A 25182-nucleotide genomic window follows, 5' to 3' on the forward strand; every position below is an offset into this window, starting at 1 on the left:
TCTCGCCATAGTAGTCATTCTGGTTCATCTCCTTATGCGGGTTAGGTTCCCACACACAAACCATTAGACACTCTCTGTTGATCTGACCACCTGGTGGCCTGTGGCTCAACGTGATCGGCAGTGGCACGCTGAAGAGGAATTCACCGTCATGGGCCGTGTAGAACTCCGCAACGTTATCGGCTGTGACCGTGGAGTAGAGCCTGCGGTTTTTAAACCTCAGACCAATGTAGAGACCGAAGCCGCACACGCGTACAACGCCATCTTTGCTCACGCAGAGCTGGTCTGGGATACCCCAATGGTTTGTTGAATTTGTCGTCGGCACCGTTAGTGTGGGGGTATCGGTGGGAGGTATGCCTTGCTGAGCTGCCATGTCATCGGTGCTGGCCTCGTGTGAAGTTGCCGCTTCAGCGGGGCCGTTTAGCATTTCGGATACAGCGTGTGGATTGTGCGCCTGGTTGTAGGCGACTACGCGGGCCCAGACCTGCTCGGGATCGAGTGGATGCGTGGGCGATGGTGCCTTGGGGAAGGTATCGAAAGCCTGGCGTGGCGTGATGTGCATTTTGTCGACCAGCAGTGATTGGTGACGTCGTCGCTCGTTGTAAACCTGGCGGTATTCAGCCAGATATGCGTTGACCTCAGCAAGGCTAACTGGGTGGCGTGCATCGAGGAACTGGGTCAACGTGCGGTGAGAGCGCTCGTCTTTTCCCTGGGTTGTCGGGGCGAAACCAGCACTAGCAAGTACGCCTTGGCTGGCGAGCCAGGTTTCAGTAGCAGAGAGAAAACCACGGTGATAGGTGGCGAACGCATCGCCATTGTCGGAAAGGATTTCTTGAGGTTTGCCGTAGGCGGAGAACGCTGCGGCCAGCACAGCGCGCGCATCAGTACCGTTTTCTGGCAGAGCGAACGCTGTGGTTCCGACATCGAATCTGCTGGCGTCATCGATGATCTGGTAAATCGTGACATGTGTGTGGGCGTGGTCAAAGAGGCGATAGACCAGTGCATCGATCTGCCAGAGTTCACCGACGAGATCGCGGGCGAAGCGCTTATAGGAGCTGCGTGGCCGTTTGCGGGCGTTGGCATCAACGAATCCCAGCTCATGGAGCCACGAGGCGATTGTAGAACGCGACGGTGTGAAATCTGGACCTACGGTGTCGAACAAGAAGTAGTAGATCGACCAGGGCCCATAATCCAAGCCTTGCTCCATCAACTGTTGCCTGGCGTGGACGACTGCGATTTTGTCGGCCTCGTGGAATTTCTTAATCGGATTCTTCGGGGCAGTCGAATCCGGCACAATGCCTGCTCGGCCCTTCTGCGCTATGCGGTTTTTGATGTTGTGGTACGTCTGCCGCGAGATTGCCAATTCTTTGCAAAACTGTGTGACCGTCTTGCCGTCACGAACGGGATCGAAATCTGCGACCTTTCTACGCTTATGCAATGGAATAGCCATCCGGCTATTCCATTGCCGCAAACGTCCAAAAAGCCACTAGACATCCCGTCCAAAAACATCCTGGACTCCACGTCCAAAAAGTCGCTAGACATCACAGGTCTAAGCTAATGAGCATGGAAAATTCCCCACGCGATCCGCTCCTTGTTTTGGGCTCCCGTGTTGCCCACGGTCATCCGGGCGCCATGCTGCGGTCGCGTTTGGATAAGACGCTCGAACTCTATTCTGGGCAGACGGTCATCGTCTCTGGCCGCGGGGAAGCGGGCGCGATGGCCGAATACCTAATCCAGCGGGGTGTTGATCCTCGGGATGTGCTCGTGGAACCGGCTGCTACCAGTACAAATGAGAACCTAGAAAACGCGCACAGCCTCGCACCAGATGCCGTATTGCAGGTGGTCACCAACGATTTCCATGCCCTGCGCACCACATTGTGGGCTTGGCATTTGGGCATTGCAATAACCGTTCACTCCGCGCGCACGCCGTGCCTGTCGATGCCGCGCAATTACCTGCGCGAGCTTGCGGCGACCCCGCATTCCGCGGCGCGAATCCTGTGGCGGCGACTGCGGAGGTAACCGAGGCTATACCACTTTGAGTGCCTTACTGATCCCGCTTTGCAGGGTAGGCCGAGATTGCTTCATGGGGTGGGCAATGGCGCGCAGACCCATATACGCAATCTGATCGGCGGCGCGATTGAGCGGATCCCCGGCATGCCCGAGTACCCTGCGGATGTCCACCTCGCAGGTGCCTTCAAGGTCGCCCCAAGCCTGCTGGAATCGGGAGCGCGCACCAGACGATACCCCGCGCCACCTGCGTCCCGGACGCGCCGCCTTGGAGCCCTTCTTGTGCAGGATATGGTTGACCGCGTCCAGTGCCGCGACGGAATCGGATTCGATCACGGCCTTCGTTGCACCTACCTTGAGCAGGTACTTTAACGCGAGCGTGAGCGCTTCAAGCTCCAGTTCGTCCGTGCTAGCTTTCGTCTCGCGGGTGCGCAGGCGGTAGTCACCGTTTCCCGCCACGAAACACATTGAGCCCTTGAACACTGTATCGGAGGAAGCATCGGTGGCAATGCGTACCACCGCGCTCGTCGGCCACGACGTCGTGTGCGAGAAGTTGGGCCACCATTTCGCCTCTGGTGTTTCGACCTGGTTGGTTTCCTTCTTCTTCGGGGCCTCGCCCAGCTTGCGCGCCTTCCGCGCGGTCAGGCCAGCTTGTTTGCGGCGTGCGGAGCTCGCGCTTGCCGATGCCCGATTCTCCCCCGCAAAGCTCCCCGTCACCGTATAGCCGCGCTTCTCGAGCGCCGCTCGCAGCGCATTTTGCCTACGCCCGGTGACAATCCAGGTGCGTCCATCTATTCCGTGCAAGGCCCGCTGTAGCTCGTTTACTGCAACTTTGACGATATCGCCTTTTTTGATCTGGCCCTTGCGCACGAAGCGTGCCTGCGGGGTGTTGACCGCGATGACCCACCCCTCGATGGTTCCATCCTCCGCTGAATCCCAGCGTTCATCCCACAACGCGATCGCCACATGGACCGGCGCAGACATCATGTCCTTGGTGATTTTGCGGGTGCCATAGGTGCGCGATTGCGTGCCGGTGAGTGCTGAGAGCTCGAGGGGTTCCATTGGTACTAGTAAATCACGCCCCATTCCAGCTGTGAGCTGCACGCGCCTGATGTGGGCTCGATTCGTGAAGGTTCGCGATAGTTCTAGTACTCGTTGCGGTCCGGACCGCAACAGTGCCGCAAAGGGCTGTACGGTGGGCTGTTCAAAGGGTCCCTCAGAAGCTCCGCCAAAAGCTGCGCAAAGCCGCTTCAACATACTCCGCAACCGGGTAGGTCGAAGGCCTCCTCAGGGAGCTTCGCAACCGGCTGCTCAAAGGCTTCCTCAGGAAGCTTCGCAAAATGTGCAGGGTCCTATGCAATATTTGAAGAAGATTTGCGATATTTGAGGCGCCAGTTTGCTCAGTTATTGCAGTGGAGGTTGACCATAGGAGGCTGACCTTCGAACTCTGACCAAAGCGACCGACTTCCGGGCCTTCGCAAAAGGTGCTAGTCGCCCGCCTTGTGGGATTGGCACCCTTTCGGTGCAGGTGTCCAGCAAGGAGCTCAGAATGTGACCATTTGGAGCATCACGCTCAGCAGTTTCTCCAAGAAGCGGCGAAGATAAAGAGCATGTTAAATCATGAGTTAATTAATCTTCGTTATGCAGGTTCAACAAGTCCTTACTATCCAGCGCTTTACTCAGGAGAACTAAAGCGAGTTGCTCCCTGGATTGCAGTGAAAACAACGACCTGGGAAAGCTGGCCATGGCATAAGCAACAGTTGGCCCTGACTTTAGGGGCCGGCCTAAGTGCACACAGGGCATCGTTGGTGGCTAAGTCAGCTGCGCGTATTTGGGGAATTTGGGTGATTCCCCGGAGAAATGAGCTCGTTGAGCTCGCTTCACCGTCAGGAAGTATTCCACCGCACACGCAGTGGCCGCGAAAGTATTACCGCATGGCACGGATAGAGGAAACAACGGTGGAAAGGTCTGGAGTCCGCGTGACGAATCCGGCGCGGACATGCTTGGATATCGCCAGGCTACATGGGTTTGCGGAGGGGCTTGTTGCGGTCGATTCCGCGTTACGTGCGGGCCTGGTTTCGGTAGAAGATCTGAAGGAAACACGGGCAGCAATGGCTCGGATGAAGGGGCCTATCCCCATGAAAATGGTAGTTAAGCATGCGTATGCCGGTTCCGAATCACCGTACGAGTCGCTTTTGCGGGCGTTAATTATTGAAAGGATTCCCGCTGCCACTGTGTACCCTCAATTTCGCGTATTGGGAAAGTACCGGGCTGACTTATGTATCGATGGGTGGCTCATTATCGAGGTCGACGGGGACACTAAGTACGACGGTACTTATGGGAAAGCGCCGGAAACAGTGGTCAAGGAACAGATGCGCAGGCAACGAGAGATTGAAAATCAGCAATTTACGGTATTGAGATTCGGGCCAAAAGAGCTGGTCAATGACCCGAATAGGGTAGTGGAGACAATAGTTGAATACCTGGAGCGAAAGGCGGGAAAAGTAGCGTAGATCACCCCCGCAGCACCCCTTGCCATAAATGTTGTTGAACAACCTCCGGGGTAGCAATTATGATGATGCGAATCACATTTAAGAGAGACCGGCGTCACGAAAGGTGAAACTAGTGAGTGCTGAAAAACAAGCTTCTGCCTCGGCACAGGCGGGGGTGCAGGCGGAAGCGAAGACCCCGCCCAAGGGCATTGGCGCCATGGCGGGCGCCATGTTCCTCATGGCTACCTCGGCTATCGGCCCGGGCTTTTTGACCCAGACTTCGGTCTTTACCGTCCAGATGGGCGCTTCTTTTGCCTTCGCTATTGCGTTGTCCATCTTGGTGGACATTGCCATCCAGCTCAATGTGTGGCGCGTGCTGTGCGTGACGGGAATGCGCGCAAACACCCTGGGCAATACCGTCCTTCCCGGCTTGGGTTGGGTGCTCGCCGGCTTCGTCTTTTTTGGCGGGGCGATTTTTAATATCGGCAATATCGCCGGCGCAGGCTTGGGCCTGAACGCGATGCTCGGCATCGATGCGCGCATCGGTGGCGTCATTGCGGCGGCGATTGCGGTGTTCATCTTCCTCTCCCGCCGCGCCGGAATGGCGCTGGACCGCCTCGTGGCCGCCCTGGGTGCGGTGATGATCCTGCTTATGTTGTACGTGGCCATCGTCAGCCAGCCGCCGGTAGGGGAGGCGCTAAAGAATACCGTCGCGCCGGGTGAAATCGATTTCTTCGTCATCACCACCATCATCGGCGGCACCGTCGGCGGCTATATTACTTTCGCCGGCGCGCACCGACTGATCGATGCGGGCTTATCTGGCGTTGAAAACGTCAAGAACATTACGCGGACCTCCGTTAGCGGCATCATCGTCACCGGTATTATGCGCATGCTGCTCTTCTTGGCGGTATTGGGCGTGGTGGCTACCGGCGTCACGCTAAAAGAAAATAATACTGCCGCCGATGCCTTCTACCACGCGGCCGGTGAATTCGGCCTCCGCGCATTCGGCATGGTGCTCTTTGCTGCGGGCCTATCTTCCGTCATCGGTGCCGCTTATACCTCGGTATCCTTCGTGACCACCCAGAAAACCCCGGCCCGGACCCGCAATATCTTCACCGTCATCTTCATTACGGTCTGTACGGTCATTTTTGTAATAATCAACTCCGCGCCACAAAAGCTCTTGATCTTCGCCGGTGCGATTAACGGGCTCATCCTTCCCATCGGCTTCGCCCTGGTGATGTGGGTGGCTTGGCGCCGCAAGGATCTGCTGCAGGGCTATAAGTACCCAAAGTGGCTGCTTATCCTTGGCGGCCTGGCCTGGCTGCTTACCATTTTCATCGGCCTTCGCGCAGTCTCAGGAATCACAGCGATATGGGCATAATGCACACGCCAGAAGAGGTGCGCGAGTTCGCGCGCACCCACGAGATGACCACCACCGCCGGGCATGCGCGGGGTTACATGCAGGCCAACCTGCTCTCGCTGCCCAGCGAATACGCCTTCGACTTCCTGCTTTTTGCTCAGCGCAACCCCAAGCCGTGCCCCATCGTCGGTGTTCTGGAGGCGGGACAGTACACCTCTGATCTCCTGCCTGGCGGCGATATCCGCACCGATATCCCGGCCTATCGCATCTTTGAGTATGGTGAGCACACGGCCACGCTTGCTGATGCCACCTCCCATTACACCCCCGACATGGTCAGCTTCCTTATCGGATGTTCGTTTACCTTTGAAACGACGTTGGTGGATGCGGGCATCGAGATCGCGCATATTAAACAGCAACGCAATGTGCCGATGTACCGGACGAATATTCCTACTACTCCTGCGGGCGTATTTTCCGGACCGATGGTGGTATCGATGCGCCCGATTCCGGCATCGCAGGTCTCCGATGCGGTGCGCATTACCTCCCGCTATCCGTCCGTGCATGGCGCGCCGGTGCACGTGGGGGATCCGGCGGCCATCGGTATCGCGGATTTAGCTCATCCAGACTTTGGTGATGCGGTGGATATTCCAGAAGGTTGCCTGCCCGTCTTTTGGGCGTGTGGGGTTACTCCGCAGGCCATCGTGATGGAATCAAAGCCAGAGCTGGCCATTTCCCATGCGCCGGGCAAGATGCTGGTGACCAATGCCCGCGATGCGGAGTACCTCATCCCATAGGCATATACCCCGCCGCTTAATTAGTCCGTGAAGGACAAGATGGTATCGCAAGTTTCTAAGAGGCTATCGCGCAAGTGCGTGGTGGCCTCTTCCCGTTTTCCATCCGCGATGAGCGTGGCCACATCAACGTTGCCTTGAATGTGCTCGGCGTGCAGCTGCGGGTAGCGCGGGATGACCAATAAAAAGGTAAGCCGCATGCGCGCGAGCAGGTTGCTCATCTGCTCATCCAAGGTAGCGGAACCTAGCCCTGCTACCAGTGCTTGGTGGAAGCGCTGGTTGATGGAGGAGACTTCCTGAGGCTTATTGCGCTTCGCGCACTCGAAGGCGGAGGAGGCGAGGGAGATGAGCGAGGGGGCATCGGCAAACGCGCCCCACCGCGCGGCGGACGGCTCGATGGCGGCGCGGGCGGCGAATAAATCGCGGATATAGGCGGAATCTGGGGTGGCGATGAAGACGCCGCGGTGAGGGATGCGCTCGACCAGGCGCTCGGCGGCGAGCGTGGTAAACGCCTCGCGGAGGGTATTGCGGGAGCAACCGAATTGCTCAGCCACCTTTACCTCACTGAGTTGCTCGCCGGGCTGAAAATTGCCGGCCGACATCTCTTGGCGCAAAGCGGTGGCGACGGACTGGGAAAGCATGTCCCTCACCTTACTGAATGGGTGAGGCGTCAACGGCCATTCCGTATGACTTAAAGATCTAAAAGTTCTAAAGAGGCGGCGAAGTTCTAAAGGATCTAAACTTAAACCATAGTTCTAAAGGATCTAAATGGAAGGTCTGTCAGAGTGATTCCGGATAAGAATCCTTTTCGCCCCAGTTTCGGCGCGTCGCCGGTGCAGTTGGCCGGGCGCGAATTTGAAATCAGCTCGTTTAACTATGGGCTGGTGGGCGGTGTGGGCAGCATGCAGCGCGCCTTGCTAGTCAGCGGTACGCGCGGGGTGGGAAAACGGTACTTCTCAATGAGTTTGAAGAATCCGCGCGCCGCCTTGGGTGGGTAGTTATCCGCGCCTATGCGGATGCCCAGATGGTGACGCAGTTGCGCGATTCCACGATTCCGGAAGCCATCGAGGAGCTGGACTATACGGAGACTCCTGGCCGCAAGATCACGGGATTCTCGGTGGCGGGCGTGGGATCTGTGACGACGCAATTGCCCCACAACCAGGCCCAGCCCAGCCTGGTCTCGCGGCTGCGCAGCCTCCTGAAGTCCGCGCGTGCCCATGATGCGGGCGTCTTGTTGACGGTTGATGAGGTGCAAGCGGCCAGCGTGGATGAGCTTGCACAGCTCGCAACCGCCATCCAGGATCTCATTCGCGACGAATACGATATCGCCTTCGCCGCCGCGGGATTGACGTTTGGGGTAGAAGAGCTATTGGAGCATGAGGGCACCACCTTTTTGCGTCGCGCTCAAAGGCTGGATTTGGGGCTGCTTGATGATGCCACCGTGGCCGAATCTCTGCAGAGCACCGCTACCGCGGCTGGGCGCGGTTTCAGCGAGCACGCTTTAAAAGAGGCGACCGCATTGGTGCAGGGCTATCCGTACCTATTGCAGCTGGTCGGCGCTTTGGCGTGGACCCGTGCGGTACTCGATGGGGCGGATGCCATCGAGGAGCGTCACGTGTCCTCCATTGCGCGCGAGATTCCAGCGCATATGGGCAACCAGGTGCACAGGATTGCGTTGAAGAATGTTCCTGACGCCCAGCGCGCTTTTCTCAACGCCATGGCGGAGCTGGAATCCGAACACGGGGCTGATATTCCCACCGGTGCCATCGCGGCGCACCTGGGCAAGACTCCCAATGCCATTTCCATGGCCCGCAAGCTGCTATTAGAGCGCGATCTCATCGCTAGCCGCCGCTATGGAACCGTGCGTTTCCTCTTGCCCTACCTTGGCGAGTATTTGCGCGGCCAGGCGCCCAGGTAGGTGCGCGGGCCAACCGGCAGGCAGCACGCGCTAGTCGATGGTCGCAATCACCGTCGCGGAATCCAGGCGGTCGCCCTCTTCAGCAAGGATCTTGATGGTGCCGCCGCGCGGGGCCTTGATGGCAGATTCCATCTTCATGGCCTCGACCGTGGCGATGGAATCGCCCTCGGAGACGCTATCGCCATCGGATACATTCCAGGTCACGAGGTTGGCCTCGAAGGGGGAGGTGACCGCGTTATCGTCGGTAGATTGCGCCCCGGCCGTCGAGGGGGCGGTGGCATCAGAATCACCCGCGGCGCCCGCGCCAGCGCCGGCACCAGCACCAGCGAGGAAATCCATGGGCACGCCGATATTGACGAGCTTGCCGTCGATTTCTACCGCGACCGTCCGGCGCTTGGTGTAGATTGCTTCGACCTTGTCTACCTGGTTGGCGGCAGAGGGCCGGTAATTGTGGTCGAGCCAGTCGGTGAACACGCCGATGTCGCTGGCACCGGCATCGGCCTCAGCGGAAGACGCGGTGCCAATAAGTGCTGGCTCGTCCATCATGTCGCGGTGGAAGGGCAGCACGGTGCGCACGCCGGAGACGTCGAACTCGCGCAGCGCTTGGCGCGAGCGGGCGAGGGCTACCTCGCGCGTGGGTCCCCAGACGATGAGCTTGGCGATGAGCGAGTCATAGTACGGCGGGATAATGGATCCCGAGCGGACAGCCGAATCGACGCGGATGCCGGGGCCAGTGGGTGGCTCGAATGAGACGATGGTGCCGGGGCAGGGGGCAAAGCCGTTGAGGATGTCCTCGGCATTGATGCGGAACTCGAAGGCGTGGCCGGTGGAGGCTGGATCCTCAGAGATGGACAGGGGCTCGCCCGCGGCGATGCGGAATTGCTCGGCGATGATATCGGTGCCGGTAACCACCTCGGTCACGGGGTGTTCGACCTGGACGCGGGTATTGACCTCCAAGAAGGAGATTGTTCCATCCTCGGAAACGATGTACTCCACGGTGCCGGCTCCGGTATAGCCCACGTGGGAGCAGATGGAGCGGGCGCCTTCGATGATGCCGGTGCGCTGGGCATCGGAAAGCGCGGGCGCCGGGGCCTCCTCGATGAGCTTTTGGAAGCGGCGCTGGGTGGAGCAATCGCGGGTGCCCAGCACGCGGACGTTGCCGTGGGTATCCGCCAGGACCTGCGCCTCCACGTGGCGCGGGTGCGTCAGGAACTTCTCCACGTAGCACTCGGCGCGGCCGAAGGCCTCCATGGCCTCGCGCCCGGCGGAGTTGAACGCGCCCTCGATCTCATCCATGGAATCCACGACCTTAAGGCCGCGCCCGCCGCCGCCATAAGCGGCCTTGATGGCAATCGGCAGGCCATGCTCCTCGGCAAAGGCGCGGGCCTCCTGCCAATCATCGATGGGATCTGAGGTGCCCGGAGCCAGGGGCGCGCCGACCTCTTCGGCAACGCGGCGGGCGGCAATCTTATCGCCCAACAGCTCGATGGACTCCGGGGAGGGGCCGATCCACACCATGCCGGCATCGGTGACGGTGCGGGCGAAGTCGGCGTTTTCGGAGAGGAAACCGTAGCCCGGGTGGATGGCATCGGCGCCAGCGCGCACGGCGATATCCAGCAGCGCCGGGATATTCATGTAAGTATCGGCGGCGGTATTGCCGGGCAGAGCATAGGCTTCATCGGCAACCTGGGTGTGCAGGGCACCGGCATCGGCCTCGGAATAAATGGCGACGGACTTAATACCCAAGTCGCGGGCTACGCGGGCGATGCGCACGGCGATTTCGCCGCGGTTAGCAATGAGGACGGTTTTAATCTGCATTTTCTACTCCAGTATTTAAAGCTTGAGGTGTCACGAGGCGAAAGGTCACGCGCGCGCCGGGCGGGAGCTGCGCGGCGATGTCGATATCTTCTTCCAGCACGGTGGCGATGACGGGATAGCCGCCGGTGACGGCGTGGTCGCGCAGGAAGACCACCGGCTTGCCATTCGGCGGGATCTGGATGGAACCGGCCACCATTCCCTCGGAGGGCAGCTCGCCATCCTTGACGCGCTGCACGGTGACATCCCCGTCTTTCGTCCCCGAAAGCCTGAGGCCAACGCGGTTGGAATCAGAGGAGACGACCCATTCGGTATCCAGGAAGGTAGAGATATTATCGCCAAACCAGTCATCGCGCGGGCCCAGCACGCAGCGCAGCGTCGCGCGCGTTTTTCCGGCGGAGTCAGCGGATACGCGCAGGGGGTTGACCAATTGTGCATCCGTCATGCCGGTCGAGCGCGGCAGCACGCCGATGACATCGCCGGTGGTGACGGGGTCGGGGCCGAGGCCGGAGAGGACGTCGGTGGCAGAGGAGCCGAGCTCGGATTCGGCAATGATGCCGCCGCGAATGGCCACGTAGTTGCGCATTCCCACTGTTGCGGCACCGACCGTCACGGTCTGGCCAGCGGTTACGAGCACCGGGCGGGCGAGGTGCACGGGCATCTCACCCAGGCGGACGCGGGCAGTGGCGCCGGTAACGCAGATGACGGTATCGGTCAGCGCGCGCAGCTTAATGCCGCCGATATTTTCTAGCACCGTCGCACCCCGCGGATTGCCCACGGCAACGTTCGCGGTTGCCGCGGCGGCGTGGTCGGCGGCACCGGAGGGCGTCACGCCCAAGTCACCCACGCCGGGGCGGCCAAGGTCTTGATAAAGCGTGAGCAGGCCGGCATCGAGGACCTCCATGCGGGGCAGGCGGGCCGGCGAGCGCTTGGATTCCGCGCTGCGATCCACCAAGTCCGGCAGCTCGTCCACGGCGCGGTAGCGCACGCGGTCACCGGGCTGCACCAGCGCGGGCGGGTTAGCGTGTGAATCCCACATCGGGGTATTGGTGGTGCCGAGCAACTGCCAGCCACCTGGCGAAACGCGCGGGTAGACCGCGGAGAACTCGCCCGCGATGCCCACGGCGCCAGCCGGAACGGCCGTACGCGGATCGGAGCGGCGTGGCACGGCCTTGGCCTGGGCCGGATCAGAAGGCGCGCAGTAAGTAAAGCCGGGGGCAAAACCACCAAATGCGGCGGTCCATTCGGTAGAGGTATGCCAGTCAATCAAGGCCTCGCGCGACATGCCGAGGAGATCGGCGGCGGCGTCGACATCGTCGCCATCGTAAAGCACATCGATGTCGACCGTGCGCGCTTCCTTAGCAGTAGCAGCGGCAGGGGAGAAGCCCGTCAGGAACTCTGCGGCCGCGCGGGCGGAATTCGGCGCCTCAAAGGTAATGAGCAATGTGGTGGCGGCGGCAATGCAATCCACTTGGTTCTTGAGCGGTTTAGCGGACAGCGCCGCATGCCACGCCATGACCTGCTCGAGCCCGTCTAAAGCAATGAGCAGGGCGCGGGTGCCAACGAAGTGAATATGCGGCATTAGATAAAGCTCCGAATGTCGATTCCTTCCGCGCTGAGGCAATCGACCACACCGCGCAGCAATTTCACGGAGCCCGGTGAATCACCGTGGGTGCACACGGATTGGGCATCGACATCGAGCGTGGTGCCGTCGATGGCGGTAATGGATCCGGTTTGGGCGACTTCTAGCACGCGCTTGACGACATCCCCTTCATCCCCCAATACCGCATTGTCCTGCTTGCGGGAGACCAGCGTGCCATCGGGGTTGTAATTGCGGTCCGCAAATGCCTCGCGGATGACGGTGAGGCCTTGCGATTCTGCAATATCGACTGCGCGGCCGCCTGGCAGCAGCATTACGGGGAGATCGCCAAAGGCCTTAATGCCCGCAATGACGCCCTTGGCCTGTGCCTCGTCCTTGACGATGGTGTTGTACATCGCGCCGTGCGGCTTCACGTAGGACACACGCGTGCCATTGGCGCGCGCCAGCGCATCGAGCGCACCAATTTGGTAAGTGACCTCGTCCGCAAGCTCCGCCGCGTTGTAGTCGATAAAGCGGCGGCCGAAGCCTGCTGGATCGTTATAGCCCACGTGCGCACCGACCGTTACTCCCGCACGCGCCGCGGCCTTAAGGGTCTGGGCAATGGAGTGCGGGTCACCGGCGTGGAAGCCGGTGGCGACATTGGCGGAAGAGACCATCTCCAGCATCGCGGCATCATCGGCTACTGGGTTGCCAGCGGTGGTTTCACCCAAGTCCGCGTTGAGATCAATGTGGAGCGAAGCCATTCAACACCATCCTTAATTGTTGAACAATGAGTGTGGTTCCAAGTGTAACCCGTGCCACTGCCATTTGTGAAGGCGGTTACTTTTTGGGCGGAGTGGTGTCGGTGGAACAGCTCCTCTCAGGGGCGGCCGAGGGCAGGGCAGAAGACTAAGACTCCACGGCGGCTTGCGGTTGGACCTGGAGGGCAGAGGAGATAACCTCTTCTGCTTCTTCGCGGGAGCTGGCCGCGTGCAGCTGGGCACGGAAATCTTCCTTCATGATGGCGCGGGCGAGGGTGGACAGCAGCTTCAAGTGCTGCTTTCCAGCGTCATCGGGCACGGCGATGAGGAACGCTAAGGTTGTGGGATCTTCTCCGGTGCCCCATGTGAGGCCGCCTTCGGGAAGCCGGGCGAAGGCCAGCGTCGGTGCGGTAACCCCAGCGGATCGAGCATGCGGGATGGCCACGCCGTGGCCTACGCCGGTGGAGTGTTGGGCCTCGCGGGCAAGGGCGGCATCGGCAACCGCAGCGGCGTCGTTAATGCGGCCATCGGCGGCGGCGAGGGAAACGAGCGACTTGATGACGGCCTCAGAGTCATTACCGAGCGGTTCATCGAGGCTGATGGTAGAGGTACCGAGAAGCGGGAGCTTGGTGGACTCCTCCGTGTTCTCCTCTGTTTCCGGGGAGCGCTGTGTCAGGCGAATGAGCAGAAGCATGAGCGCGGCACACACGGCAACGCCGCAGAGCATGGACAGGAAGAACCACGCCACCTGATCCACCGCGCCGAGGACGGCGACGATGGGGCCGCCGTGCATGACATGATCTTGGACGCCAAACGCGCCGGCCATGGCACCGGCGACGGCACCACCCACAACGTTGGCCGGGATGACCTGCAGGGGACGCGCCGCGGCCAGGGGAATGGCGCCTTCGGTGATGCCGAAAAATCCCATAAATAGTGCGGCGATACCGGAGTCCTTTTCCGCCTTATTGAACCAACCGCGGCGCAAGAGGGTGGCCACGCCCACGGCGAGCGGTGGGACCGCAATCGCGGCGGCGGCCATACCCATCGGGGCCGCATTTCCCGCAGCGATCATGCCGCCGCCAAACAGGAAAGCAGTCTTATTGAACGGCCCGCCCATATCGAAAGCGATCATCGCGCCGATGATAAGACCCAGCACAATCGCAGATGAGCCCTGTAGCCCGCCGAGGTATTCGGTCATGGCCTCGAAGGCGGTGGCAATCGGGGCGCCGATGAAATAGATGAAGGCCAAGCCCACTATCAGCGTGGTGAAAATCGGGATGACGATAATCGGCCAAATCGGCGCGATGAATTTGTGCACCGGAATCTTCTTGATCGCAAGTGCCACGTAGCCGGAGAGAATACCGGTGACGATACCGCCCAAGAATCCGGCTCCAGCCTCGGACCCGTACAGCGAGCCGGTCGTAGCGATGAGCCCGGTGATAAGGCCTGGCGCTAACCCCGGCCTATCCGCGATGCCAACGGCAATGTAGCCAGACAACACCGGCACCATCAGCGAAAATGCCAGACCACCGAGCTCATTGAGCGTATTCCAGAAGCTATCTTCAGGAATGGACAGTCCTTCCGGCGTGGGCGTGCCACCCAAGGACAGCGCCACGGCGATGAGCAATCCGCCGGTGACCACGAAAGGAATCATGTGGGAAACGCCGTTCATCAGCGCCTTGTACATGGTCTGCCCAATACCGCGCAGCCCCGCATCTTCCGCAGCGTCCTCTGCCTCGCTTTCCGATGCCCCCTTATCCTCACCCTTCCATGGTGCCGCCTCCAAGGACTTGGTCAACAGCTGCTCGGGGTGTTTGATGGCCTCGTCTACGCCGGTGGCCACCAAGCGCTTGCCGTGGAATCGGTCCTTTGCGATGACGGTATCGGCACCGATGACAACGGCATCGGCTTCCTCGATGTCTTGTGCGCTGAAGCTGCCCTCCACGCCGATGGAACCGTGCGTTTCAATCTTGATGCGGTAGCCCAGCTTTTTGGCGGCTGCCTCTAAGTTCTCGGCGGCCATATAAGTATGGGCGATACCCGTTGGGCACGCCGTGATGGCGAGAATAAAAGGCGAAGAATCTGATGTGCTCATACTCTTATTAAAGGCACCCGTTTAAACGAGCACAAGAGAATTGGAAGGTTCTTTGCGCAGGGTCCGTTGTAAGGCTCCGATGCGCAACCTCCTCTGAGCAGCGTCCGATGTGCAACGTCCTCTGCGTCAATTGAAGGCGCGATGCGATTCTTGAAGGGCGAGTTTGCTCAAACTGTGCATAGGACCTATAGCATCGCGGAGTTCCCACAAGCGTTGACCGGCGGTACCCTAGAACCAGAGCTAGAAGTAGAAACAGGACCGAAATCGCCCGCACTTCGGGAGCACGAATGAATCGTGCCCACTTGAAACGAAGAAAGCCGCATTGTGAGTACAGCATCGCCGGATAATATCCTGCTTTACCTGCCGGAAAAGCAGGAAGAGCAGATTCGGGAGATCTTTGCCGGTCTGGCCGAGCGCGGATTCCCCGTGCAAAACCAGCGCCCGCATATTACGGTGACCTTCGCACCGGAGATGGAGCCCCACGTTGTTGACCTTGCCGCGGAGCTTTTACCGGCGGTTGTTCCGGCGACATTTCGGCGCGTGGGAAACGTCATCTTCGGCACCAAGCGGAAACGAACCGTGGCTTGGTTATTAGAGACTAGCGATGAACTCGAAATGGCAGCGCGGAAGATTAGCGCCGCCAATTCCGAAGGCCGCGGTCCGCGCTGGACGCCGCATCTGACGATGGGTCTGCGCTTACCGCGCGAGGACGTGGGTGACTATTTAACCGCGATGGATGAGCTGACGTCCTCGCACTTCAAGGTACTTAACGCAATAGAAGCGGCGTATTGGCGCCCGCGCACGCAAGAAAAGACGGTGCTAGCGGGAGGCTAGCCAGCGCGAAATAAAGTTTGCAAGACCGTCACATTAAGCTCCTGAGTTCGAACTCGCGGCGGTACGCCGTATTGATGTATTCCCGTGCCGCCATCAGTTGCAGCGTTCCATACTTGGAATTGGACGGATCTACCAAGAGCTCGCACTTTTGCAGAGCTTCATGCTGCGCCACCGTGTCCGCCGTATCCAGGCACATGAGATCAATGCCGTCACCATAGCGGGCGTAAAACGCCGTGGCAACGTCGAACACGTTGGGACGCTCAGCTTTCGCGCGCGAGAAATCGACCGAATAGGCAAGGTCAACATCATTCGCATTGGCGGCATCTACGTGCGCGCTGCCAAAAAGAACCAGCAGTTCAATGCCGGTATCCAAGCAGAATGACTCCAAGGAGCCGTCATCGGCCTCAGCGCGCAACCGCGCGACAAGCTGTGCTGGAGTACTCATAACCAACGCCGTCAGCAGGCAGAGACGCGCAGAATTGCGGTGTGCTTAAAGCAGTGCCTGAATTTCGCGAGCAACGCGCAAGACGGTGAGATCCTGGCCCGGCTTGCCGATGACCTGCACCGCATCACCCACTCCCGTGGTGTCCCTCGTTCGCAGTGGGATAGTGATCGCCGGCCAACCCAATACATTGAAAGGCTCGGTCCAGCGGCGCAGGCTGGCAGCGGAATCCGCAGTTTTCTCTGCAGTGATGTCGTCCCATTTGATGGGGCCGGCGTCGAGGGTGGGGGTGAGGATGACGGGGGAGGCATCGAAAAGCGTGAGTGCTTTCGTGCGCAGTTCCTCTAACCGCTGCGCTGCAGCATCGTAGTTTGCCTGAGAAATATCCTGCCCACCGAGGACGCGCTCCAAGATGACATCCTGGTACTTTTCCCGCTGGTCAAGGTAGGGCTGGTGGACGTCATAAGCCTCCCTGAGGCGCATCAGCGCGTAGAGCTTCGCGGTGGTAGCGATGGTGGATTCGAGCTGGGCGTAATCGAGGTCCTCCACGGCTGCGAAGGTGGAATTTTGCAGCGCAGACAGCAGACCAGCAAAGCGCTCACCTTTGGTCTTCACCGCAGAGACATCGATGGTGGCCACGTTCTCGGCCGGAGCCGGTACCTTATCCACCGTGGCTAGCAGGGCTTGCTCGATGAGCTCGATGGAGCTGGCGAAGAATCCGATGCAATCGAAGCTCGGCGCGAAGGGGAAGACGCCATCGAGCGGGATCGCGCCGGTGGTGGGCTTGAATCCAAGAACACCCTGACTGGCGGCCGGGACCCGTACGGAACCGGCGCTATCAGAACCCACCGTGAGATCGAGTGCTCCGCACGCAACCAGGGCCGCCGACCCAGAACTAGAACCACCGCCGCAGACCTGCGGATCGCGCGGATTGATCACGCGGCCATATGCGGAGGCATCGCCCAAGATGCCATAGGAAAACTCCTGGAGATTGGCCTTGGCAACGGGAATCGCGCCAGCATCTATTAGCCGCTGTGCCACCGTGGCATTCTGCGTCGGGACCGGCCCCATATCGACGTTGGTGCCACAGGTCGTAGGTGCCCCGGCGATATCCACGACGTCTTTAAAGGCAATGGGTAATCCGCGCAGCGTAGGCGCGGTATCCACGGCGTCTTCATCAAATGGGATCGTGGAAATCACCGCGTTAAATTCTTGCTGTGCCTGGGTCAAGCGGTCAGAAATTGAAGGCATGGCGGGGGCGAGTTCCTTTCCATGGCGGTTATACGGTTTGCAGGGGTGCGTTGCTGCTTTCCAAGGGTACAGCTGGTGAGCTCGGAGGAATTGAAGCTGCGCTACACCATGAAACCGTGGCGGTCTTCAGTGACCAAAAGTAGGCTCGAGACATGACGCGAAAAATTATTCTGGACTGCGATCCCGGCCACGATGACGCGGTGGCTTTGCTCCTGGCCATGGGCAACCCCAACATCGATCTGCTGGGCATTACCACCGTCGGCGGCAACCAGACCTTGGACAAGGTCGCCCGCAATGCCCTGGTGGTCAAGGAGATCGCCGGACACCCAGAGATTCCGGTCCACGCCGGCTGCGATCGCCCGCTCGTGCGTCCCATCGAAGTTGCCGAGTCGATCCACGGTTCCACCGGCATGGACGTTAGAGGCGTTGAGCTTCCGGAGCCTAGCACCGCGCTTGCCGATGCCCACGCCATCGACTTCATCATCGACACCATCATGGCCCACGAACCCGGCACCATTACCTTGGTCCCAACGGGTCCGTTGACCAATATCGCTATGGCCGCGCGCAAAGAACCACGCATCGTAGAGCGCGTCAAAGAGGTAGTGCTTATGGGCGGTGGCTATCACGAAGGCAATTGGTCCCCAGTCGCCGAATTCAATATCAAGATCGATCCCGAGGCAGCGCATATCGTCTTCGAAGAGCCGTGGCCAGTCACGATGGTGGGATTAGATCTGACCCACCAGGCATTGGCCACCGCTGAGGTCGAAGCCGAAATTAAGGCCTTGAATACACCCATATCGGACTTTGTTGTCGGCCTCTTCGGTTTCTTCCGCGAGGCGTATCAGCAAAACCAAGGCTTTACGGATCCCCCGGTTCACGATCCGTGCACGGTGGCTTACCTTATCGATCCGAGCGTCGTGCAAACGCGCAAGGCGCCCGTCCACGTCGAGCTCGCCGGCGCACTTACCACCGGCATGACCGTGACTGACCTGCGTGAACACGCCGATGACACCTGCCATACCCAGGTCGCTACCAAGCTGGACCATGCGGGATTCTGGCGGTTGGTTACTGACGCGTTGAAGAACTTAGCTTAAAAGTGAGCCACTTAGCCGCGTTATATCCCTTGTATTGCTAATTTCAGGGCATAAGGCGGCTGTATGGTGCTCTGTAAAAATCCTCGTGCGGCTCTATGAAAGCTCACTCAACCGGTGAACGAGTTTTGCGATTGAGCCGTTAATTATTTCCTGGTGGAGATAACTTCCACCAAGCATTTGAGACACTTTGATGTGCTGAGTGAGTACAGCTAGGACTTGGTCGTCGCTCATCTCAGAGATCGCGGTGGACGAAATGAATTCCGTGAGCTCTTTACCGCCAAATAATGCTTGGGGGTCCGTGACACTAAAGTATTCAAAGTCCTTAACGAACTCACTGCGAAGCGACTCGGTATTCTGGGGCGTACCCTTTAGCTCTTGTGCTTCAACCAGTTGATCATAGAACTTAGTGAGCTCTGCATATTTGCCTGAAGTGTCGCTGCTATCTTGGTCACCTGCCTCGTCTGTCCGATCTGTTTTAGATACAGGGAAGGTGAATACAAGATCTTCAGGATCTAAGTCGAGATATTCGAAAAGACTGCGAAGGAACCAGATTTTGGCAGAAGTGTTGTTTCCAACCTGAACATAGAGGCCTTCATCAATCTTCCGAAAGGACCGAGCTTGTTCGGCCGCAGGCTTTTCAGAGCGAAGGAATTTTGAAGTTTCTGCGAAAGAAAGAATTTCGGTCCGGTGTTCGTGAAGTAAATACTTCAAAACCGCCTCGACCATGTCAGCCCATGACTTAGTGGTCTTTCTAAAGTCGCCGAATTCAAACCCGCTAATTTTTCGTCTACTGAATTCTTCGCTTTCACCCATCGGTTCCTTTGGGAGCACTGCTTCTGGTGGGACGAAGCTGGTTGGCTTAGCTTTCCAGAAGGCTAATGCTTTATCGGTAAGGTCCTCGGTTCTCTTTTCAATCTGAGGTAAGGACCAGCGATCGGATTCCCGTAGGAGCTCATTGAGGCGATACGGCGAGCTGTCGAAACCGTTTTCCATGGTTTTCTTGGCCGTAAACGGAGAGTTTGAGTAGGAAGAGTTGTAGCCGGTGACCGTGAGATTGCCAATTCGGTTTAACCATGACTCGTGGATTTCTTCGGCCCTGTCACCGAGCTCCTGGTGCCAAGCATCCGTAAGGGTCTGGGGCATGATGTGCTCGATAGAAATCCTATTTTCAGCCAGTGCAGTGGAGACGTCACGAATATCATTTGAATCACCATTTTCGAGGCAATCGAAAAGGTACTGCCGCCAGTATGCCCGAATATTGTAGAAGTCCTTGGTGGCAAAGGCTTCCTTGAACTCAGCATCGGTGGGGAAACGACCGCTGCCTGAACGCCTATTGAGTTGGTAGATGACGATTGGTGCAAATGCGGTGCCATCAGAGTGAAGCTTGCTGACCTCCGCATACATAGTCGCGAAGATTTTATTGAGTGAGTTGGTGGGAATGCCTGCAACAAACCGGCGGACAATATATGACTCGATGGTGACCAATACTTCGAGGAAGTCATCAGGCGTCGTCTTGGATTCATGGACGTCGCGAAGAAGCGGCATGAGAAACGGTAGAACCACAGCGCCCATAAATTCATTCATGCGCTTAAGCTGCGTGTCCACTTCAGGGTAACCGGTATCGGATTCGCGTATTTCGCGGAAATACGTGGAATAGGCGTATAAATCATCCAAGAGTTCTGACATGTTTGTCTTGCGCTTGGAAGCGAAAGATTTGAATGCCTCATAAACGTCCTGTTCGCGTGGGGTCTTGGTGGTGTAAGTAGTGAGATACCAGCGAATGAAGGAGTCGGTCTGAAAACTGCAGTTTTCTTCAATCGGATTCCAGCGTTCGTTATACAATCTTTCCTGTTGCGTAGAGTCCAAGCCCATGAGGACATAGTTGCGGACTTTGTCAGCTTCTTTAAGTTCCAAACCGGTGGAGTTTAAGCTTTCGAAGATTCGCTGGGGCTCGTCGTATTCCTCCAAGTCCAAGTGCATCACCTCGAGGCGGCAGATCGCTTCCCAAACCTGGTCGGCGTCCAAAGAGGTAGAGCGTAGCTTTTCGCGGAAGAAGCGGTAGTTAGACGTTACATTCGATGAGTTGATGAACTCATTTTCAGGGCCAAATAATTTCTGATAGGCCTTATCGTCGTCTTTTACAGGCTTAAGTTTGAAACGCGGGTTTTCCTTGTTATGGCCGATTCGCAGGTAATCAGAGATAATTTTCTCGGCAAGCGAAGGATCTTCACTCTGGATTTCGTCATCTCGGAGGGCATGAGCGAAAGCCAGCATGAGGATGCTGACGGTGGTAAGCCTCTGTTGGCCATCGATGACAATCCAATTCCAGGAATCTTGGTTCTTCCCGACTACTGCGCCAAAGAAGTGTTTCTTTCGGTCGCTGAGGATTATTTCCTCGAGATCGTCAAAAAGCCGGGCACATTGCTTGTGCTGCCAGTCGTAATTGCGCTGGTATACGGGGATGAGGAGACGGCGATTATTACCATCATAAAGCGTATAGATTTCACGGATGCTGCCGCGCATGGGAGACCTTTCGCGAGAAGGAAATTAGGAGGACAAGGCTATATTAAATGACACCAATAGCGGCCGAAAGTGCCCGGGGAGAGACGAAAGTTGCTAGGGCTACGCATAAAATCAAAAGGGAAGTACCCCAATCCAACGCCTTGGGACCGTAAGTGTGGCGTAGCTATAGCCCGCAGCAGGGGCTATATCGGTTTGTATGAATACAACTTTCGAGGGTGTTTTTCGAATCAACTCTTGCCCTTCCCCTGTAAGGAAGTACCTCGCAAAGGCCGCCGATTCTAATCGCATTGAGCCGACGGCCTATCTTGAAAAGCCCTCGCCTGATTTGATGCGGCAGATGTTAAAAGATTTCGTTGACCAAATTTTTCCAACCAAGCAAATGCAATCTGCTGCGCGGACTCTGTCACCGTGTCATCCCAGCACACTAATAAGCGCAACGGCTCCCGTTACTATCCGGGACATGGCGTCGATACTGTTGTCCCTAAGTTGAGTAGTGGCCCATTCTTTCCTGGGTGGTTTTAGGGCCACACAGTAGAACCTTGTGAGCCCGTTACTACGACAATTGAAACGTGCTACCTCAAAAGCTTTTCTGCTAGGCGCAGGAAAAATCCCGTTGCTACCTTGGGCATCAACAATCTGTCAAAGTCAAAAGTATCTGGCAATGCCAAGTAACTCGGCACCATGGTAGAGGATCTCGCACCATCCTCCTAGACCAATACTCGTATTCTGGTTGAGGTTTCTGACACTGTTTACTCACAATGGACATCCTCACCTACCAACAAAAGTTTCGTGAAAATTGGGTGTCCACTAAACGAGGTAATCGCAGCATGTGGTGATAGTAGTGGCATCCAGCCTGTGGACACTTTTGGTGGCATAAGTCACTCAATTCAGTGCTATAGTAAGAGCGCTATCCAAAAATACGCAATTTTCCGGACGCTTTCAGGATCTGGTTTTCTGTGAGGAGTAGGGGATGTCCCAGCCGTTGAGAAAGAAACAAACTGAAGCTGGTATCAGGGTAAGAGACTATGAAAAATATGGGGAAGTCTTTTATCTTCCGGATAATTTTGAGGTCGAACAGCTTCCTGATTGGCGCATAGCCGTATTTAGCGTGACATTCCCACTGCATGAAGGAATATTTGCAGACTATGAAAACGAATTTTTTGATCCGACTGCAGAATTGAGACGCAGACAAAGCAATGATGGAGCTTTCGGCGACGATCAGCTAACCAAAATCGAGAGGTTAGACGGGGCTTCTTGGAAGCAATTTCGAACTAAGGGGATCCGGCAATTTGTTATGCCTACGCAGGATCCGAAAAAGAAACGTCATGACCTCGCTGATGAACGTTCCAAAGCTTGGTCTGTGCCACAGGTTCAAGAGGACCTGAGAGCCCCAAAAGACGACCTCAACAACGAGGGACAGGAATACCGGCATTATCTAGCATTCGAGCACGGTGACGAAGCGCCAAAGGTATTCTATGAAAGCGCGTCTAGGCGGTATACGGATGTCGTAGGCGGCTCTGTCGGGGCAGAGTGGGCGGACCAAAGTGACCGCAATAAGCAGTCTTCAGAATTCGAAGAAAAACAACGTGCCGCTTTTTACTCGATAGATTTCACGAAAGCGCCCACATTTCGAGGTCAGGCCACTAAGTGGCGGACCTTCGGCTACCAAACAAGTCCGCGGGATAATGACAATCATGAGTGCACGCTGAATTCCGAAGAACTTAAAGAGGAGTTCGGGTCTGTGATGCTGAAGTCACTGGACTTTTCGCAATTTGAAGACCCAGCCCCAATGGAATTTGGAGCCACCGATGAGGACAAAAGCGGGTCTCTAAATAGTTGCAAAACCAAACGATGATTAATCGTTTCCTTACATTAACGGTAGTAGCGGAAAATGTTGACTCCGATTCATTGAACGCAATTTCTCGTGCGCTTAATAGGCCGCGAAATACCGTATGGCTTGGAAAATCCGATTTTGAAGCTACATCACTCACGATTAATGATAGTGAGTTGCTTCAAGCGTGTATGGAAGTTGTTTATGAAGCTTTTGTGCAAGCCGGGTTAATTACGCCATCTAAAGACAAGAAAAAGAAGCTGATTACCAGGTCCTCAGTAATCGAACTAGGGATTCCACGAACCGGTAGCGCGGCTAATGCACATATTCCTCAAATGCAGCCAATACGTTCTGTGGTTGCCTTGCCTTATATCGATGAACCGCGACTTCCAGACGTGTATAGAAAAATATTTGAGGTAAAAGGTGAGCAGCTTGACTCGCCTTCTAACTCTGATCAGCGCCAACCATCACAAGGGTGGTCTGCTAGGCATATTTGGTCATGGATACTTGCAACTGGCACAGACAACTTTGTCGATGGTGTTCCAGATTTTTATGCCGAGCCACCGGAAGATAAGGTGGGGCACTTTTTATTCTGGGATACTATCTCTGAAGAGACCGGCGTCGCCTTTGTTAGAAAGGTAGCTCAAACGCGCGACGATTTGAAATATTTCGGTTTGGCACATACCCGCTATGTGGATTTGATCATGCTGGTGATGCGGGCACATGTGAGTTTAGCTAAGCTCTCGGGCGCCCTACGAGAAATTGAATTTACTGACGTTATCAATGTTGGTGAGCGTTCAGAGAAAAAATATATGGAAAAACTGAATCTTCAGGTGAAGAAGTTTCAGAGCATTCAAGCACATTTTGTCCGCATAAGAGATCGCCTTTGGGTAGATGCGGTGCCAAAGTACCATACGGATACCCGCGTGATGCGATCGATTAGGAAAGCGACCGATCTCGATATTATTTATCGGGATATTGAAAATGAAATCACGTTAAGGCAAGACATTTATTCCAACATATATGAAGCACGAAGAAATGAGCATCAAGAAAAGGAACATGAGCGTTTTAATTTTTGGACTATTATTTTAGCGTTTCTGGCCGCAGTTTTAGCCGTGCCAGGTTTCTTGGACATTTCTTCAGAAGAGCCCACTTCTCCATGGGGTGCGTTTATATTTTCCCTTACGTTGGGTGTCGCATTAATGGTATTCATGTTCGCCTTGCAATGGTTTTTGCAAAAGCGCTGGCCCAGTTTAAGGAATAAATGGGGAAAGTCTCCCGAGGGCTTTGGTTTGAAACGAGACTAATTTGAGCTGGCATCTCGGCTGGCTCAGCAATCCTTCTCTCGTGTCCAACCGCTTTGCTACGCTTTCGAAGACCACCCGAGAGTGGGGTGGAAGAAGCTAAATTCTGTATCAAAGTTAGGTATTTTCATGTGTGCCAATGTATCGCCAGATGGGATCGATCGATTCCTGTGGATCGACGTAGAAACCACGGGACTAGATGAACTCCGGTGTGAGCTACTTGAAGTCGCTGCGCTAGTTACCGATAGTCAGTTAAGGGAGCTCGACGAAGGAGTAGATATTGTTATCCATCCTCCTCAAAGCTCCTTAGAACAGATGCCTAGGGTTGTGAAAGATATGCATACCACCTCTGGGCTCATCGAAGAAGTTCAGCAGAGCTCAGTATCACTGCGAGAAGCAGAACGAGCAGTGTTGGGTTATATGGATAGGCATTTTGGCTCTGAAGAAAAAGTAATCATGGCCGGTAATTCCATTACCTTAGATAGGAACTTTCTGCGCCGCTTTATGCCGCAAGTAGATGAGCATCTCCATTATCGAATGATTGATGTTTCTACCCTTAAAGAACTAATGCGATTATGGTCTCCAGGAGGCTTCGCCAATGTTCCCCAAAAAGTATTCGCGCACCGTGCGCTAGGAGATATTCGCGAGTCTATTGATGAGCTGCGCTTTTATAGGAAACATTTCCTTACAGTGGAGAGCTGATACAGCAATGGGGTTGCCCGCAAATCGTGGACACGTAGTAGAGCTACCTAGTGATTAGGTAGCGATTTTTCTTCGTTTTTGGTTTGGGTGATGTGGTTCTCGAAGTCGACGCGGCTGACCATCCTGGGTGCTTCAGTGCAGGCGCCGGCGGTTGTAGACCACTTCAATCCAGTACGCCACGGCCAAGTCCGGTGGAGTGGTGTATCTGTCCTTTTTGAATCTGTGAATCGGGGGACAGTGTCAGGGGCGGTGTTGGGGTCCGGCTCGGGGTTGATGTTGGTTCATTAGGAGGCTGCTCCTCGTCGAGGTCTGCATCTGGGGTTGCCCGCAAATCGTGGACACGTAGTGGAGCTACCTAGTGGTTAGGCAGCTATTTCTTTTCTGCTGGTGGT

21 protein-coding genes are annotated in these 25182 nt (G+C 56.6%); 11 read left to right on the forward strand and 10 right to left on the reverse strand.

Annotated elements, in window-relative coordinates; translation table 11 throughout:
* Positions 1-1447, reverse strand: a 1447-nt coding sequence (locus ABRP87_RS09450; RefSeq protein ID WP_349868510.1) for an integrase core domain-containing protein, incomplete at its 3' end; no start/stop codon positions are given.
* Between the two features lie 113 nt (positions 1448-1560).
* Here ABRP87_RS09450 and ABRP87_RS09455 point away from each other — a divergent pair.
* Positions 1561-2016, forward strand: a complete 456-nt coding sequence (locus tag ABRP87_RS09455) for a YdcF family protein (RefSeq protein WP_349868512.1) — start codon at positions 1561-1563, stop codon at positions 2014-2016.
* Positions 2017-2022: 6 nt separating this feature from the next.
* Here ABRP87_RS09455 and ABRP87_RS09460 read toward each other — a convergent pair whose 3' ends face one another.
* Positions 2023-3066: a ribonuclease HI gene (locus ABRP87_RS09460; protein ID WP_349868514.1), complete on the reverse strand. Its 1044-nt coding sequence runs from the start codon at positions 3064-3066 to the stop codon at positions 2023-2025.
* A 497-nt stretch (positions 3067-3563) separates the two neighbouring features.
* On the opposite strand from ABRP87_RS09460, the gene ABRP87_RS09465 reads away from it, so the two are divergent.
* The 3 genes from ABRP87_RS09465 (at position 3564) to ABRP87_RS09475 (ending at position 6644) form a co-directional block, all read left to right on the forward strand.
* Positions 3564-4514 carry a DUF559 domain-containing protein gene (locus ABRP87_RS09465; RefSeq protein WP_349868516.1) on the forward strand — a complete coding sequence of 317 codons (951 nt, stop codon included), beginning with the start codon at positions 3564-3566 and terminating at the stop codon, positions 4512-4514.
* Positions 4515-4710: 196 nt separating this feature from the next.
* Positions 4711-5874 (forward strand): NRAMP family divalent metal transporter, encoded by a 1164-nt coding sequence (locus ABRP87_RS09470; protein ID WP_349852334.1) that lies wholly within the window; start codon positions 4711-4713, stop codon positions 5872-5874.
* Entirely contained in the window at positions 5865-6644 is a 780-nt protein-coding gene (locus ABRP87_RS09475) for a putative hydro-lyase (RefSeq protein WP_349868518.1), read from the forward strand. The genes ABRP87_RS09470 and ABRP87_RS09475 overlap by 10 nt, the downstream gene beginning before the upstream one ends.
* A gap of 20 nt (positions 6645-6664) precedes the next feature.
* Here the strand turns inward: ABRP87_RS09475 and ABRP87_RS09480 are convergent, their stop codons facing one another.
* Positions 6665-7282, reverse strand: a complete 618-nt coding sequence (locus ABRP87_RS09480) for a GntR family transcriptional regulator (protein WP_023025481.1) — start codon at positions 7280-7282, stop codon at positions 6665-6667.
* 144 nt (positions 7283-7426) lie between these two features.
* Between ABRP87_RS09480 and ABRP87_RS09485 the strand changes: the two genes are divergently transcribed.
* Together ABRP87_RS09485 and ABRP87_RS09490 are read left to right on the forward strand one after the other, a co-directional pair.
* On the forward strand, positions 7427-7639 hold the full coding sequence (locus tag ABRP87_RS09485) for a hypothetical protein (protein ID WP_349868520.1): 213 nt from the start codon (positions 7427-7429) through the stop codon (positions 7637-7639).
* 26 nt (positions 7640-7665) lie between these two features.
* Positions 7666-8559, forward strand: coding sequence for a DUF8462 domain-containing protein (locus ABRP87_RS09490; protein WP_349868522.1), 894 nt, complete (start codon positions 7666-7668; stop codon positions 8557-8559).
* A gap of 30 nt (positions 8560-8589) precedes the next feature.
* Here ABRP87_RS09490 and ABRP87_RS09495 read toward each other — a convergent pair whose 3' ends face one another.
* From ABRP87_RS09495 to ABRP87_RS09510, 4 genes are all read right to left on the reverse strand, one after another.
* Positions 8590-10377 (reverse strand): acetyl/propionyl/methylcrotonyl-CoA carboxylase subunit alpha, encoded by a 1788-nt coding sequence (locus tag ABRP87_RS09495; protein WP_349868524.1) that lies wholly within the window; start codon positions 10375-10377, stop codon positions 8590-8592.
* Positions 10367-11956: a 5-oxoprolinase subunit B/C family protein gene (locus ABRP87_RS09500; protein ID WP_349868526.1), complete on the reverse strand. Its 1590-nt coding sequence runs from the start codon at positions 11954-11956 to the stop codon at positions 10367-10369. Before ABRP87_RS09500 ends, ABRP87_RS09495 begins: the two co-directional genes overlap by 11 nt.
* Complete coding sequence (locus ABRP87_RS09505; RefSeq protein ID WP_023025489.1) at positions 11956-12717, reverse strand: LamB/YcsF family protein; 762 nt, start codon at positions 12715-12717, stop codon at positions 11956-11958. Before ABRP87_RS09505 ends, ABRP87_RS09500 begins: the two co-directional genes overlap by 1 nt.
* A gap of 145 nt (positions 12718-12862) precedes the next feature.
* Positions 12863-14809, reverse strand: a complete 1947-nt coding sequence (locus tag ABRP87_RS09510; RefSeq protein ID WP_034659607.1) for a fructose-specific PTS transporter subunit EIIC — start codon at positions 14807-14809, stop codon at positions 12863-12865.
* A 324-nt stretch (positions 14810-15133) separates the two neighbouring features.
* On the opposite strand from ABRP87_RS09510, the gene ABRP87_RS09515 reads away from it, so the two are divergent.
* Positions 15134-15643, forward strand: coding sequence for a 2'-5' RNA ligase family protein (locus tag ABRP87_RS09515; RefSeq protein WP_023025493.1), 510 nt, complete (start codon positions 15134-15136; stop codon positions 15641-15643).
* Positions 15644-15671: 28 nt separating this feature from the next.
* Here ABRP87_RS09515 and ABRP87_RS09520 read toward each other — a convergent pair whose 3' ends face one another.
* Both ABRP87_RS09520 and ABRP87_RS09525 read right to left on the reverse strand, forming a co-directional pair.
* On the reverse strand, positions 15672-16088 hold the full coding sequence (locus ABRP87_RS09520) for a hypothetical protein (protein WP_349868529.1): 417 nt from the start codon (positions 16086-16088) through the stop codon (positions 15672-15674).
* Between the two features lie 45 nt (positions 16089-16133).
* Entirely contained in the window at positions 16134-17336 is a 1203-nt protein-coding gene (locus ABRP87_RS09525) for an amidase (protein WP_349868531.1), read from the reverse strand.
* 152 nt (positions 17337-17488) lie between these two features.
* Here ABRP87_RS09525 and uriH point away from each other — a divergent pair, with 152 nt between their 5' ends.
* A complete protein-coding gene (gene uriH, locus ABRP87_RS09530; protein ID WP_023025499.1) occupies positions 17489-18430 on the forward strand; it encodes a uridine-preferring nucleoside hydrolase UriH in 942 nt (313 codons plus the stop codon).
* 93 nt (positions 18431-18523) lie between these two features.
* Here the strand turns inward: uriH and ABRP87_RS09535 are convergent, their stop codons facing one another.
* Positions 18524-20953, reverse strand: a complete 2430-nt coding sequence (locus ABRP87_RS09535; protein ID WP_023025501.1) for a DUF262 domain-containing protein — start codon at positions 20951-20953, stop codon at positions 18524-18526.
* Between the two features lie 970 nt (positions 20954-21923).
* On the opposite strand from ABRP87_RS09535, the gene ABRP87_RS09540 reads away from it, so the two are divergent.
* From ABRP87_RS09540 to orn, 3 genes are all read left to right on the forward strand, one after another.
* Positions 21924-22808, forward strand: a complete 885-nt coding sequence (locus ABRP87_RS09540) for a hypothetical protein (protein WP_349868533.1) — start codon at positions 21924-21926, stop codon at positions 22806-22808.
* Positions 22805-24091 carry a hypothetical protein gene (locus tag ABRP87_RS09545; protein WP_349868535.1) on the forward strand — a complete coding sequence of 429 codons (1287 nt, stop codon included), beginning with the start codon at positions 22805-22807 and terminating at the stop codon, positions 24089-24091. Before ABRP87_RS09540 ends, ABRP87_RS09545 begins: the two co-directional genes overlap by 4 nt.
* A gap of 126 nt (positions 24092-24217) precedes the next feature.
* Positions 24218-24790 (forward strand): oligoribonuclease, encoded by a 573-nt coding sequence (gene orn / locus ABRP87_RS09550; RefSeq protein ID WP_349868537.1) that lies wholly within the window; start codon positions 24218-24220, stop codon positions 24788-24790.
* The last annotated feature ends 392 nt before the right edge of the window (positions 24791-25182 follow it).

This window comes from Corynebacterium sp. KPL2830 (assembly GCF_040225635.1).
Taxonomy (GTDB): Bacteria; Actinomycetota; Actinomycetes; order Mycobacteriales; family Mycobacteriaceae; genus Corynebacterium.

Coding starts and splice junctions, on each gene's coding strand:
- ABRP87_RS09460 (WP_349868514.1), bottom strand. CDS start 3,066: ATGGAACCCCTCGAGCTCTCAGCACTCACCGGCACGCAATCGCGCACC.
- ABRP87_RS09540 (WP_349868533.1), top strand. CDS start 21,924: ATGTCCCAGCCGTTGAGAAAGAAACAAACTGAAGCTGGTATCAGGGTA.
- ABRP87_RS09505 (WP_023025489.1), bottom strand. CDS start 12,717: ATGGCTTCGCTCCACATTGATCTCAACGCGGACTTGGGTGAAACCACC.
- ABRP87_RS09490 (WP_349868522.1), top strand. CDS start 7,666: ATGGTGACGCAGTTGCGCGATTCCACGATTCCGGAAGCCATCGAGGAG.
- ABRP87_RS09545 (WP_349868535.1), top strand. CDS start 22,805: ATGATTAATCGTTTCCTTACATTAACGGTAGTAGCGGAAAATGTTGAC.
- ABRP87_RS09535 (WP_023025501.1), bottom strand. CDS start 20,953: ATGCGCGGCAGCATCCGTGAAATCTATACGCTTTATGATGGTAATAAT.
- ABRP87_RS09500 (WP_349868526.1), bottom strand. CDS start 11,956: ATGCCGCATATTCACTTCGTTGGCACCCGCGCCCTGCTCATTGCTTTA.
- ABRP87_RS09495 (WP_349868524.1), bottom strand. CDS start 10,377: ATGCAGATTAAAACCGTCCTCATTGCTAACCGCGGCGAAATCGCCGTG.
- ABRP87_RS09510 (WP_034659607.1), bottom strand. CDS start 14,809: ATGAGCACATCAGATTCTTCGCCTTTTATTCTCGCCATCACGGCGTGC.
- ABRP87_RS09475 (WP_349868518.1), top strand. CDS start 5,865: ATGGGCATAATGCACACGCCAGAAGAGGTGCGCGAGTTCGCGCGCACC.
- ABRP87_RS09480 (WP_023025481.1), bottom strand. CDS start 7,282: ATGCTTTCCCAGTCCGTCGCCACCGCTTTGCGCCAAGAGATGTCGGCC.
- orn (WP_349868537.1), top strand. CDS start 24,218: ATGTGTGCCAATGTATCGCCAGATGGGATCGATCGATTCCTGTGGATC.
- ABRP87_RS09470 (WP_349852334.1), top strand. CDS start 4,711: ATGGCGGGCGCCATGTTCCTCATGGCTACCTCGGCTATCGGCCCGGGC.
- ABRP87_RS09455 (WP_349868512.1), top strand. CDS start 1,561: ATGGAAAATTCCCCACGCGATCCGCTCCTTGTTTTGGGCTCCCGTGTT.
- ABRP87_RS09525 (WP_349868531.1), bottom strand. CDS start 17,336: ATGCCTTCAATTTCTGACCGCTTGACCCAGGCACAGCAAGAATTTAAC.
- uriH (WP_023025499.1), top strand. CDS start 17,489: ATGACGCGAAAAATTATTCTGGACTGCGATCCCGGCCACGATGACGCG.
- ABRP87_RS09520 (WP_349868529.1), bottom strand. CDS start 16,088: ATGAGTACTCCAGCACAGCTTGTCGCGCGGTTGCGCGCTGAGGCCGAT.